Origin of the sequence: Xylanibacter ruminicola Ga6B6, assembly GCF_000687715.1 — a bacterium.
GTDB classification, from domain to species: Bacteria; Bacteroidota; Bacteroidia; order Bacteroidales; family Bacteroidaceae; genus Prevotella; species Prevotella ruminicola_B.
Window position 1 is genome coordinate 1 of record NZ_JHXD01000040.1, and the last position, 11,592, is coordinate 11,592.

12 protein-coding genes, 2 rRNA genes and 1 pseudogene are annotated in these 11,592 nt (G+C 46.4%); 6 read left to right on the forward strand and 9 right to left on the reverse strand.

Going from position 1 to position 11,592, the window contains the following annotated elements; genetic code table 11:
- Window positions 1-242: 242 nt before the first annotated feature.
- The 4 genes and pseudogenes from T500_RS16750 to T500_RS0114385 form a co-directional block, all read left to right on the forward strand.
- Window positions 243-455 (forward strand): annotated as a pseudogene (locus T500_RS16750) (cupin domain-containing protein); the annotation flags it as partial.
- Window positions 456-585: 130 nt separating this feature from the next.
- Window positions 586-1,662 (forward strand): metallophosphoesterase, encoded by a 1,077-nt coding sequence (locus T500_RS0114375; protein WP_230580925.1) that lies wholly within the window; start codon window positions 586-588, stop codon window positions 1,660-1,662.
- Between the two features lie 102 nt (window positions 1,663-1,764).
- Complete coding sequence (locus tag T500_RS0114380) at window positions 1,765-2,976, forward strand: hypothetical protein (RefSeq protein WP_155267575.1); 1,212 nt, start codon at window positions 1,765-1,767, stop codon at window positions 2,974-2,976.
- 207 nt (window positions 2,977-3,183) lie between these two features.
- Complete coding sequence (locus T500_RS0114385; RefSeq protein WP_196243527.1) at window positions 3,184-4,407, forward strand: hypothetical protein; 1,224 nt, start codon at window positions 3,184-3,186, stop codon at window positions 4,405-4,407.
- A gap of 69 nt (window positions 4,408-4,476) precedes the next feature.
- Here the strand turns inward: T500_RS0114385 and T500_RS0114390 are convergent, their stop codons facing one another.
- The 7 genes from T500_RS0114390 to T500_RS0114420 form a co-directional block, all read right to left on the reverse strand.
- Window positions 4,477-6,753, reverse strand: a complete 2,277-nt coding sequence (locus tag T500_RS0114390; protein ID WP_080694923.1) for a hypothetical protein — start codon at window positions 6,751-6,753, stop codon at window positions 4,477-4,479.
- Window positions 6,750-7,115 carry a hypothetical protein gene (locus T500_RS0114395; RefSeq protein WP_080694924.1) on the reverse strand — a complete coding sequence of 122 codons (366 nt, stop codon included), beginning with the start codon at window positions 7,113-7,115 and terminating at the stop codon, window positions 6,750-6,752. The genes T500_RS0114390 and T500_RS0114395 overlap by 4 nt, the downstream gene beginning before the upstream one ends.
- Before the next feature lie 27 nt (window positions 7,116-7,142).
- Window positions 7,143-7,415, reverse strand: a complete 273-nt coding sequence (locus tag T500_RS0114400) for a DUF3127 domain-containing protein (RefSeq protein ID WP_230580924.1) — start codon at window positions 7,413-7,415, stop codon at window positions 7,143-7,145.
- A 13-nt stretch (window positions 7,416-7,428) separates the two neighbouring features.
- Window positions 7,429-7,773, reverse strand: a complete 345-nt coding sequence (locus T500_RS0114405; RefSeq protein ID WP_028908687.1) for a hypothetical protein — start codon at window positions 7,771-7,773, stop codon at window positions 7,429-7,431.
- Entirely contained in the window at window positions 7,761-8,081 is a 321-nt protein-coding gene (locus T500_RS0114410; protein ID WP_196243528.1) for a hypothetical protein, read from the reverse strand. The genes T500_RS0114405 and T500_RS0114410 overlap by 13 nt, the downstream gene beginning before the upstream one ends.
- Before the next feature lie 15 nt (window positions 8,082-8,096).
- Window positions 8,097-8,456, reverse strand: a complete 360-nt coding sequence (locus T500_RS0114415; protein WP_028908689.1) for a phage antirepressor KilAC domain-containing protein — start codon at window positions 8,454-8,456, stop codon at window positions 8,097-8,099.
- A gap of 242 nt (window positions 8,457-8,698) precedes the next feature.
- Complete coding sequence (locus T500_RS0114420; protein ID WP_155267578.1) at window positions 8,699-9,667, reverse strand: hypothetical protein; 969 nt, start codon at window positions 9,665-9,667, stop codon at window positions 8,699-8,701.
- Between the two features lie 766 nt (window positions 9,668-10,433).
- Here T500_RS0114420 and T500_RS0114425 point away from each other — a divergent pair.
- Both T500_RS0114425 and T500_RS17075 read left to right on the forward strand, forming a co-directional pair.
- Window positions 10,434-11,000: a DNA-binding protein gene (locus tag T500_RS0114425; RefSeq protein ID WP_028908691.1), complete on the forward strand. Its 567-nt coding sequence runs from the start codon at window positions 10,434-10,436 to the stop codon at window positions 10,998-11,000.
- Window positions 11,001-11,059: 59 nt separating this feature from the next.
- Complete coding sequence (locus tag T500_RS17075) at window positions 11,060-11,164, forward strand: smalltalk protein (RefSeq protein ID WP_155267579.1); 105 nt, start codon at window positions 11,060-11,062, stop codon at window positions 11,162-11,164.
- A 74-nt stretch (window positions 11,165-11,238) separates the two neighbouring features.
- On the opposite strand, the gene rrf is transcribed toward T500_RS17075, so the two are convergent.
- Window positions 11,239-11,351, reverse strand: a 5S ribosomal RNA gene (rrf, locus tag T500_RS0114430).
- Window positions 11,352-11,469: 118 nt separating this feature from the next.
- Window positions 11,470-11,592: ribosomal RNA gene (locus T500_RS0114435) — 23S ribosomal RNA — on the reverse strand; the annotation flags it as partial.

Here is an 11,592-nt window from a genome sequence, read left to right on the forward strand (position 1 = left end):
AGATGATTTTACCAATAATTGGGAACTACAACTTTTACTTCTACTAACTCTATACCAACGAAAACAAAGAGAGGGTTGAGCCGCAAAGCTCATCCCTCTCGATATTTTTAGTCTACTTGGCGGCAAAGGTCAAAGCCTTTTAGCATGGCGAAATCATCTATCTGGGCGGTACCGTTTTCCTGGATGGCCATGGCGCGGGCCACGCTTATCCAACGGGCGGGGCGATCGCTGGGGATGCCGATGGGCTCGTCGGGGCCATCCATCAACATCCACATACCCAAAGTACATACGTGGCCAGTGGATGTTTCGAAGTTACTATCGGCGACGAAAAGAAGATACTCAAAGCAGGCGATGGTTATTATGTAGCTCCCAATCTGCCTCATGGATGCGTCTGCCTAGAAGCCGGCCTACTCATTGACACATTCACCCCAATGCGCGAGGATTTCCTCAAATAAGTTCTCAAATTACGAAATATTGGCCAAACCGTGAGGTTCATCCAATATTTTTTGTATCTTTGCACCATAAAACAATCTAAAGATGAAGAAAGATTTACTACTTGCTATTACGGCAATCTGCAGTATCGTGATGATAACTGCTTGTGCTACGGAAGACAATCCACCTGTTTGGGAAGGTAAAACTACCTCGCTATTTGTCGCGTCCGACCGTCATGAGGCGGGCAATGGCAACAATCTGGCAGCAGCTATTCAAAAGGTTGCCAACCGCAATGGTATTGTTACTCCAAGTGTTGTGCTGCTCGGAGGCGACTACGTAGGCAGTGGTCCTGATGCAGGAGATACAGGACAACCAGCCTTCACACTTGCCGACCTCCGATCAGAGATTTTCTCATCACTCGATCCTAACAAGACAGAGATATTCTTTACTTACGGCTCACATGACCGGAACTGCACCGATGACTATTCAGCCTTCTTTAGTGGTCCCCATCGATGCGATGGCTATTATATCTATGGTATCAGCTACGCTCAAATGGCTTATGCCACCGACTCGTTGACACGAGCTGCAGTAGCTCTTTACGATGAGCAAGGTGCTAACATTCCAGGCAGCAATCCTCCACCTGCTAATAATGATAGTACCATGCAAATGCCACAGCAACCATCTGGCGGCTTGCGCGCCTACAATGGTATCGACATAGCCGACCCTTACGGCATTTCAGCCGAATCGGCCTCCGCCCGCTTCGCGGCATGGGCTGACACCCTAAGCGGTCACGACCCAATCATCGTGATGTCACACGTGCCTATTCACGCTTCTCGTAATGACAACCCCGGCGGGCTACGCTGGTTCAATACCCTTAGCCGTGCCGCCCAAAAACACGACATCGTCCTACTGTTTGGACACAATCACACCCTCGAAGAACGAGGCAACTCGTCCGACTCAGGCATGTACCTTCTCGCCCCTGGCGACAGCATCACCGTACAAGGTGACAGCGTTCAAGGCGCACAGCGCCAACAACTTCCGTTCACCTATGCCAACGCTGGCTACCTCAAGCTTGGCTGGTGCACGCTTATCACCTTCAACGACACCGATGCCGACGGCCATCCTGACTACTTGCAGCTGCGCCGTTTCAGCGCCATCGGTGACAAAGCCACCCTTTTCGGTTCCACCGACAAGCCAAATCCTTGGCTCATCACCTTAAAAGCAAAATAATTAATAAAAGTTAATAATTCAGTACTTGTCGACAAATCAAACCAATTTTTATGTATATTTGCACCAATAAACTATTAATATTACTCAAAAAAACGAATGATTATGAAAAAATCCAGATTTACCAAAAGCGTGATGATGCTGACTGCAGGCTTGATGATGGCAAGTTGCACCAAGGGTACCGACGTATTTGAGCAGAACCAGGCCAATTACGCCGAGCAGCAGAAAACCGAGTACAAATCGAACTATGTGGCCAAGTACGGTCAGCCCGACGCCAACCAGAGTTGGGATTTTGCTGCCCTCTCAACCACAGCCAAGACTCGCGCTGGCGAGACGATGACATGCAGTCGTATTAATGCATACCCCCAACAATTCAACCAACATGTAAAGAACGACAGAGACCAGATTAAGAACATGGTTGCATCAGCAGATGTAAAGCCATGGAATCCATATCTGATAGTTGAACTATTCCCAAGCCTAGGACATGGCGTCGCAGGGGGCGATAAATACTTTGAGTTGGCTGTATGCTACAACAATCAGCATACTGATATTTTCGACGGCATCAAGCTCAACAAGAACTCCTGGGCTGACAAAGGTAGTGGTTCAACCAGTAATCTGCCACACAATTCGGGCCGTTATATCGATACCAAGAGTCTAACCACCGCCGAAAATGTATATTGGGTCGCCTATAATTACAACAGCAAAAAGTCAGAAGTTGATGGCCAATTGGCCAATTTTAAGATTGAATACTACAAGGAGCTTAAGTTAAACGGACGCACTTACTGGTGTTTCGATTGCACAGGCGATGGCGATTACAGCAACCTGATTTGTATGGTTATAGATGCCGACCCACTTCCTATCGAGAAGCGTTATTTGGTCGAAGACCTGGGTTCGAAGGACGACTTCGACTTCAACGATATCGTATTTGATGTTAAGCAGGCTAATGACGGTACTCAGAAGTGTGTTATCCGCGCCATGGGCGGTACGCTCGACTTCACCCTGAAGATTGGTAACACCGAGTGGACCAAGAGTGTTGAGGGTGTGGCAGCCGGCTATAACGTCAAGACTATGTACAACACTCAGGGCACCATCGTATGGGATAAGGTACTGGCCGAATTCCCTGTGACTGGATGGAACTTCAGCTCTAACAACATCTCGGTGAAGGTAAAGACCTCTGTAAGCGATGATGTGATTATCGAGATTCCATTCCCCAAGAAGGGCGAGGTACCAATGATTATTGCATTCAGAACTTTCTGCGACTGGCAGTCGGAGCGAGAATCGCTGCCCGAGGATTGGTGGGTTATCCCCGATGACTAAGAACTATAACTTATAATACTACATACGCTTTACTAACTAAATGAGAGGGGTGCGCCGCAAGGCTCATCCCTCTCAAATTTTAAAATGTCGGCAGAAAAATGTGAGAAAATAAAGATATTCTAAGAAAAAAATTTGCTATTTAATTAATTCTTTATATCTTTGCAGCAAAAATTAATTATCAAATCATAGATAACAATAATTTTAATGATGAAAAAACTAACATTTTCGAAAGGCATGATGCTACTTGCCGGCGGTATTGTGATGACAAGTTGTATGAAGACCGACGTATTTGAGCAGAACCAGGCCAATTACGCCGAACAACAGAAAACTGAGTACAAAACCAATTATGTGGCCAAGTACGGTCAGCCCGACGCTAACCAGAGCTGGGACTTTGCCGCTACATCTATCACAGCCAAGACCCGTGCTGGTGAAACAATGACTTGTACTGAGTATGGCAACCCCGCGTTCTTTTACACACATGTATTGCACGACCGCGACCAGATTAAGAATCAGATTGCTTCGGCCGAAGTAAAAATCTGGAACCCATATCTTTCGGTTTGGCTGGTTCCAAGCGTAGTACACACCACTGGCCAAGCTTTAAAATTTGGATTGTCGGTATATTATGACGGCAAAATTACCGATATTGCCGAAGGACTCAAAGCCAAAGAGAATGACTGGGGCTACAACCTTGATGCTGTAGCCGACTTCTTTACGGGCGTTAAATTCTCTAAAGGCTGTATCGTCAATACCAAGAGCTTGACAACCGCCCAGAATGTGTTCTGGGCTGCCTACAGCTACAATAGCAATAGATCAGAGGTTGAGGGTCAGTTGGCTAATCACAAAATCGCGACCTACAAGGAGATTAAAGTTAACAGTCGTACCTACTGGTGCTTCGACTGTACAGGCGATGGCGATTACAGTAATCTGATCTGTCTGGCTGAAAATGCCGACCCACTGCCCAATGCAAAGCGCTATATGGTTGAGGATCTGGGGTCGAAGGACGACTTCGATTTCAACGATATCGTATTCGATGTGATTGACAACAACGGTTCGCAGAAGTGTATTGTACGCGCCATGGGTGGTACACTCGACTTCACCCTGAAGATTGGCAACACCGAGTGGACCAAGAGTGTCGACGGTGCAGCTGCCGGCTATAAAGTTGGCACCATGTACAACACCCAGGGCACTATCGACCGTGAAAAGGTACTGGCTGAGTTCCCTGTAACTGGTTGGAATCCTAATACCAACAACATCTCGGTTAAGGTAAAGACCAGTGTAAGCGATAATGTAATTATCGAGATTCCATTCCCCAAGCAGGGCGAAGTACCTATGATTATTGCATTCCCAATTGTTACCGACTGGCAGACAGAGCGCGAATCACTGCCCGATAACTGGTGGGTAATCCCCGAGGTAATCACCGACGCAGAGTAATCTGAATAGGATAAAAACCAATAAAACGCGAGGAATCAGCAGTGCTGCTGGTTCCTCGTTCTTTTTTACTTATTGATTTTTACTTTTGTATTTATAGCTCTTCTCGAAACTGAATTCTGAATTCTGAATCACATAATTTCTGTTCATCCAGTTTCGAATCATAAATATCGTTTTCTGCTCGTCCTTACCTTGCTGTTTCCTTACACGTCGGGCATCATCAAGCGTAAACTCATCGGGCAACAATTCAAGCAGATTACGAGGCCCACGATTGGCAATACGCTCACCTAAAGAATTAGCAGCCTCGATATCAGCACCAAAAAACTGCATCTTGCACCACAGATCGTACTGCAGGCTCCAGCGGATAAACGCCTCGATCGACTTTTCCCACTGACAGCCATTGGCTACGTAAAGCACACAGGCTTTTAACCAGGCAATAACTATGGCACGATGCGACAGGTTCCAATAGGTTTCGTCCTGCGACAGGCGGGCGAACTCGGCACACTCCTCTTGTAACTTTTTGGCCAGTTTGAAGGCCTGCGGACAGTCAACTACTCCATGAGCCGACGTCAGGTTGTCGATATAGGGTTTGAGCTCAGCATCAAAAGCCGCGTCGTACTTACCATAGATGGGCTGTTCGGCACCAATCTCCATCTCGGGGATGGTGCAGAAATTGATACGGCTGATGGGACCGTCGGTGAGTACGCGACTGAAAAAACGGCGACCTTTCTGGATAGTGGTACAGGCGTTCCAGTTGAATCTACATTTGGGGCGCGCAGTTACGCTCTGGGTGCCGATACGTGTTTGACCGAACTCTGCACCTGGGTCGAAGGCTAAGCACATCAGCTGGAAATGCTGCTTACCCGTCTGTCCTTTCAACTGCTCAAACAGGTCGATCTCGTTCAGCTTTACGTACACAAAATGACCTTCGGCTTCGTCCATTCGGGTAACGAGTGCGGGCTTGGTCATATCGGGATCGATTTCCTGAATCACCAGTCCTGCTGGGCGCATCAGCTTATCCTTGTTGGCGCCTTTCTTCTGACAGTCTTTCTTCCACTCGGCCTCACGGCGGGTGTTCTCGGCATCGCGGGCTTTGATGTCGGCCATGATATGGCGGATGGGCTCATCGATACAGCCTTTACCTGCGCCCGTATGCGCCATCAAACAGTTCATCAGCGTGGCCTCGTGCAGCACGTAATCGGTATATTCAAACTCCACCTCTTTTAAATGGGTGCCTAATGGCGGGAACACGGCATGGGCCACCGCAGCTTTGTATTGGTTGGGGGTATTCTTGGTTAATAGATTAATAAGTTTAGGCAGACGGACGGGCATAACGGGTGGTGTACTATCATCGGAATCGCTATTCGGCTTTACTTCTTGCTGCAGGCTATCCAATACCTTACTCATGGCTTTTGAGATGCCCTTGGGCGACTCCTTACAGGCCGAATCTACGATACTGCGCACCTCGTCGTCACCGAGACCTAAACGAGGCATTATTTGTAAAAGTAAATCGCGGTTATTATCACAGATAGCACGCAGGTTTACGGCCAGCTGATACAGTTTTACGTTGCGCTCACCTTCCTGTGGCAATCCATCGTTCTGCCGCCACCATTCGGCGATAATATCGGAGTAAGATACACCTTTGAAAGATTTTATAGCGGTAGAAGAGTTTATCTCCTCCACCCCTTGTCCCTCCTCACACGAGGAGGGGAATACGAGCCAAGGCTTATAGTGTTTACGGGATTTTTTGGCTTCGGGCGGCACTTGTTCTTCGCCGTTGCGCTCACGGGCTTTTATTCGGGCGTATTCAGCCTCACACTCCTGTTCGGTCATGGGTTCGGTAAACAGTTCATCGTCGAGATACAGCAGGTCGTCGGGCAATCCGCTGGTTGAGAATACCACCCTTTGCAGATCGTGGGTATTGGTATCCATCTCCAGTTGCAGAATGCTGGCTATGCGCACCTGATTTTCGAGGATGGTAGTGCCAGGGATGCGCTTGCACACCAAGTGCCAACCACCACTTGCACTCTGCTCAAGCATCATCAGTCCAATCTCGTCCTTTTTGGCCATGATTTGTTGGGCCATAGCCTGCGATTCGGATTGATTGTAACAGTCGATATCATGGAAAAAGTAACTGCCGATACTTTTACATCCTGCCAATGCCGAACCTGATAGCATACCCAGATTATAAGCAAACTGCACCAACTTGGCTTTAGCTTTCTCATCGCCCGCACGTGCCTTAGAGAGGTTTTCCAGGTTTTCACGCGAGTTTCGCAAAGCCACGAATTCTTCACGTTTTTTTACCAATCGCGCATACTTGTGTTCGTTTTTTATAATCTGATAGATCATTTACTCCATCCTTCCTTTTTCAGGTAGGCTGCAATCTTATTGATATCCTGGCGAAGCAGTTTGGGCAGGTCGGCTCGCAAATAGTTGGGCACCTTGATATATACGTAGTCATAATCGTTTCCACCAAACGAAAGACTGGCGTAATCGACCTTAAACACGGGCTTTTTACGGGGACGCGACTTGCGTTTTACAAAATCCATCGAGCCGTTACTCAGCATCTGACCGTAGCCTGCACCGGCAAATGGCGGCACCAATCCGGCCTGTGGTTCATCGGGCAGAAACTGTACATACTCCTGTCCGCACTGGTTCTTACTTACGGCCATCATGCCGCTAATAGTTACTGTTCTGTTTAGCTTTTTCATAGATGTTTATTTTTTAATGTTTCATGTTTAATCATTAATCTTGTGGATCTCGTTTGCTATCACATCCATAAACACCTGTCCGTTATACTCGCGGGTGGTGAATCGCAGCGAGGCAACTACCAGCTGTCCCTCGGCAAACTCGATGGTGGCCAGGCTACCCAGAGCCGTTACCACATAGCTACTCTCGTACCGTCCGCCCAACTCCTGCAGCACCAACGTACGCTTATTAAGTACCCCATTCTCTGATTTGTCACTCTTCACAGTGGTCATCATACCACTCTTTACTACTCTTAAAATCATTGCTTGCATAAAACTAAAAATTAAAATAAATACTACAATTGTTACTCTCAAATTCCTTGCGGATGGTCTCGGTTTTACGGGCACGCACCGCCTCGCCTGCATCACGCCGGCGTTGTTCTTCAACACGCTGCTCGGTGTAATAAAGCAGATACTCACGACGCTTAATCATACCCGCACCAATGCCGGCCAGCTTTAGTGGCGTACTCATCTGCCAAAGACAGCACAGCTGATTGGGCTTCACTTTCTCTTCGCGGATGATACAGCGACGGCGCGCCTGGGTATCAACCAACTGGCGATAGGCACACGAGGCGCAACACACTTTTACAGGTATGCCCTGAGGGTTTCTTACTGTTTGCATAAGGCCTCCATGTTTCGGTCAACCATATAAGCAAACCCGTCGAAATCAAGCTGCTCATTGTTCAGGTTGTGCTGCAGCTGATACTCCCAGAAAGCCATCATATCACCGATGTACGCTTCTACCTCGATGTCAAGTAGTTTCATCATCAATTTATAGTTGGCCATCAACTTGCTGAGGGCATAATTCATAGATACAGTGCTACCGATATTAGGTTCGACAGATAGCATCACCTGTTTCATACGCTGGTAAATGCGATCGCCCTCAGCGATATCGTGCATCACCACTTGTTTACAAATTTTCTGTTTCATCATTCATACTTGTTTTTATTTACACAACTTACGCATTTCTTTCTCAACAAACTCACGACCTTTGGCCGTCCACAGCATTTCTACCTTATAATGCAGCTGGCCATCGGCGTTAAAGTAGTAACGGCGGCGGTCGGCAGTATAGCCCTTGCCGCGGTACTTAGGTTCCAACATATAACTGCGTCCTACTTTGCGCTGCACATGGCGATCGCACAGAAACGAGTTTAAGTCGCCAGGCTTCAGATGGTAAGGAGCAGCTATCTGCTTCACGGTGTAACAGTCGTCGCTTACAAAGCGGTTTTCGTAAGCCAGTTTGCGAGCGATAATCTGTTCGGATGCGGTAATCACATCCTCTTCGCATGTAATAGTAATTTTCATAATTAATAATGTATTTAAGTTAATAATAAATGTTTTCTATTGTTTTCCCCAGGCCTACCTGAGGGGTCGTTGTATCAGTAAGTCAAAGATCGCTGTCGAAGTTTGGGAGATTGGCGTTTGTTCCTTTCGACGTTGCAAAGGTACGGCGATAGAAACACAAAAAGCCCCTATATAGGGGCTATTATAGGGGCTATAATAGGGACTATATAGGGGAAACAGATACTGATTTTCAGTCAGTTACATTAATCGGCAAAAACAGCGTCGATTTCCTTGTATCGTTCGGGTAGCGTACCTGTTTGCTGGCATTGCCACTTTTCCTGAGCCAGATTATTAATGTGCCACAACTCCTCGAAATACTTCCACTTACTCTTCGTCATGTCCAACTTTTCCGAAAACAAGTCGGCTATATACATCATTTGCTTGCGAGTAACACCGGGTAGCGGCTGGCAGTTAGCATCTACAAACCCTTTTTCTTTCAGGCGCTGCCAATATTTATCGGCGCCCTGGGGCAGTTGCGGCGCGGGGGCATGAGCTTTCTCAAACATCAACGCCATCATCTCGTTGTGAATCAGCTGCAACTTGATATCGAGTTGAACCAGATGCTGAACATCGCTGGCAGTAAGATGGCTGTCGTTCATAAACAGATACTTACCCAGCATACTGTAGTTCAAATTCAGTATCAAACCGTCCCACGAACTGATACGTTTAAACTTGGCACAAGTACAATCAAAATCATCAGGCAAAGGGTAACCTTTTGGTAACAGATCAGTTAGGATATCAAGTCGCACCATTTTCAGTTCACGGGCGGTGGGCCGCGAATCGTACTTCAGCATACCCTTCTTCAGCACTTCGGCTGTAACCAGCGCCTGTTTCTCACGCAGCACGTCCAGTGTCACGTCAACAGTATTCAGTTTCCAATAATGGAACTCCACCTCTAAGGGCGCTACCGCAACCTGCTTTTTCTGGTTTAGATAATAGCGTTCAAAAAAGTCATTGCCAGCTTTCAGCAGCAAATGGCAAACGTCATCCAGGAGCGACTTTAATAGTTTTACATTCTCTCTGATAAGATTACTGAGCATCAAAGCTGTTGTTATGGGCTGACCACCATATTTAAATCCGAACTCGTCCAGCTGCTTTTCGCCATGTTGTTCCAAATCCTTCAGCAAACGATGGCAATTCAACATCCTGCCCTTACACAACAACAGTTTCATATCGATCCCCATCGATGCTGTATGCGCTTTATCAGGAAAAGTACTGATATAGCTACGCATTTCTGATACACAAGCACCGACATTACACAAAAATGTGTAACCAAACAAGTAGATATTACCCTCGAATTCAAAGTCACGATGATTATTATAACCTTTACAGGCTTCATTCATACATAAAATATAGTTTCTGATATTCATAATTATTGTATAATGTGATAGTTCTCTGAAACCTTCAGAGTAGGTTTGATTAGCTATTAGCGGTTGATCGTCTTCCTATTTATCAATATATGGTTACTTTCTGAGTTCTAACACCTCCTTCGTTTTTTAAGCAGTCACAAAGGTATTACAAAAAACTGAAACAACCAAAAAAATTCAGTAATTCAGTAATTCAGTTTTCTACGCAGCCATTCACCCATTCAAGAAAATAAATTTACATAATAATATTACTATATATATAATATATATATTATATATATAGTAAAAACTAGTATTACAAGTTTCTATGTGCTCACAAAGAAACTGAATTCTGAATTTTGAATTTTCGAGTTTCTCACGAGCCATTTTCGCCTTTCACGTGAGGGAGAAAATTCGCGCACGTGTGAGCGTAAAAAAGAGGGTGTAGAAAAGGGCCTTAAAATAAGGATGTTTTGGGGCTTAAAATTTGCAGAAGCAAGAAAAAAGCTGTACCTTTGCATTGTCAAAATCGATGAGACAACAACCAACCAAAAAATTAAACATCAAACAACAAAAACTAAATATTAAAATTATGGCACTGAAAGTTAAAGCACAGGAAAAGTTGCAGAAGATTGGCAAGTATGAGGGAACGTATCGTTACATCATGATGCCTGAGTTGTACACCTCGCTCAGTCAGGAGAAGGTGATTAAGGAGGCTGCGATGCGCAGCGGAGTGAGCAAGGGAATTATGCAGGCATGCTGGGATGCGGCTGGCGAAGTGATTAAGGCATGGGCCACAGAGGGACACTCGGTAGCACTGCCAGGTTTGGGAACCATGCGATTCGGCATCCGCGCCAAGAGTGTAGCAACAGCCGACGAGGTGAAAACCGGTCTGGTAACCAGTCGACGAATCATCTTTACCCCTGCAGTGGATCTGAAGGATGAGCTGGCCAATACTGCCATCCAGATTACCTGCTACGATCGCGATGGTAAGGAGGTGAAGCGCGTGACCAGTGGTGACAGCGGCAACGTGGAGGACCCTGAGAACGAAAACCCCAACCAAAACGAAAATGGTGGCAGTAACCAGAACGGTGGTAACACAGGCGGAAATACCGGCGGCGGCAATCACCCTGGTAGCGGAGGCTCTGACATGAACTAGTAGCTGGGGCTTCGGCTCCACCCTTCTCAACAACGTAAAAACCTAAAAATCAACAAGTTATGAGTAAGAAAGAAACACTGAAATTTATTATGCAGATGATTGCAAGCATTGCCACAGCGATTATAACTGCGCTAGGAGCAACGAGCTGCATGGGAGCGCTGTAAAAATGCAAAAATGAAACATTAGAAAATGAAAAAGCCCTGGGTTATTGCTAACTCAGGGCTTTCGCGTTTTAAAAAGACGGCGGCTTCCTACTCTCCCGCATTGCATTGCAGTACCATCGGCGCAGGTGGGCTTAACTTCTCTGTTCGGAATGGGAAGAGGTGGGACCCCACTGCAATAACCACCTAATAGTTCGTTCTAGAACTTCTAGCTTAACTAGAATATCTAGTATAAGGTTGACAATTGCACACAAGAAACGTAGCTCAAGATTGCTCTTGGAAACAACTACATCTGATAATATCAGCATGAAGCGAAAGATCTCGGGCAATTAGTAGTGCTCGGCTTTGACGTCACCGTCTTTACACCTGCACCCTATCAACGTCATCGTCTATGACGACCCTCAATGGAGTCCTCATCTTGCGGCTGGCTT

What these genes read in the sequence shown, in the direction of transcription:
- T500_RS0114415 (WP_028908689.1), bottom strand. Translation starts at nt 8,456, where the DNA reads ATGAAAATTACTATTACATGCGAAGAGGATGTGATTACCGCATCCGAA.
- T500_RS0114390 (WP_080694923.1), bottom strand. Translation starts at nt 6,753, where the DNA reads ATGATCTATCAGATTATAAAAAACGAACACAAGTATGCGCGATTGGTA.
- T500_RS17075 (WP_155267579.1), top strand. Translation starts at nt 11,060, where the DNA reads ATGAGTAAGAAAGAAACACTGAAATTTATTATGCAGATGATTGCAAGC.
- T500_RS0114400 (WP_230580924.1), bottom strand. Translation starts at nt 7,415, where the DNA reads ATGATTTTAAGAGTAGTAAAGAGTGGTATGATGACCACTGTGAAGAGT.
- T500_RS0114395 (WP_080694924.1), bottom strand. Translation starts at nt 7,115, where the DNA reads ATGAAAAAGCTAAACAGAACAGTAACTATTAGCGGCATGATGGCCGTA.
- T500_RS0114385 (WP_196243527.1), top strand. Translation starts at nt 3,184, where the DNA reads ATGAAAAAACTAACATTTTCGAAAGGCATGATGCTACTTGCCGGCGGT.
- T500_RS0114410 (WP_196243528.1), bottom strand. Translation starts at nt 8,081, where the DNA reads ATGAAACAGAAAATTTGTAAACAAGTGGTGATGCACGATATCGCTGAG.
- T500_RS0114405 (WP_028908687.1), bottom strand. Translation starts at nt 7,773, where the DNA reads ATGCAAACAGTAAGAAACCCTCAGGGCATACCTGTAAAAGTGTGTTGC.
- T500_RS0114420 (WP_155267578.1), bottom strand. Translation starts at nt 9,667, where the DNA reads ATGAAACTGTTGTTGTGTAAGGGCAGGATGTTGAATTGCCATCGTTTG.
- T500_RS0114380 (WP_155267575.1), top strand. Translation starts at nt 1,765, where the DNA reads ATGAAAAAATCCAGATTTACCAAAAGCGTGATGATGCTGACTGCAGGC.
- T500_RS0114425 (WP_028908691.1), top strand. Translation starts at nt 10,434, where the DNA reads ATGGCACTGAAAGTTAAAGCACAGGAAAAGTTGCAGAAGATTGGCAAG.
- T500_RS0114375 (WP_230580925.1), top strand. Translation starts at nt 586, where the DNA reads ATGATAACTGCTTGTGCTACGGAAGACAATCCACCTGTTTGGGAAGGT.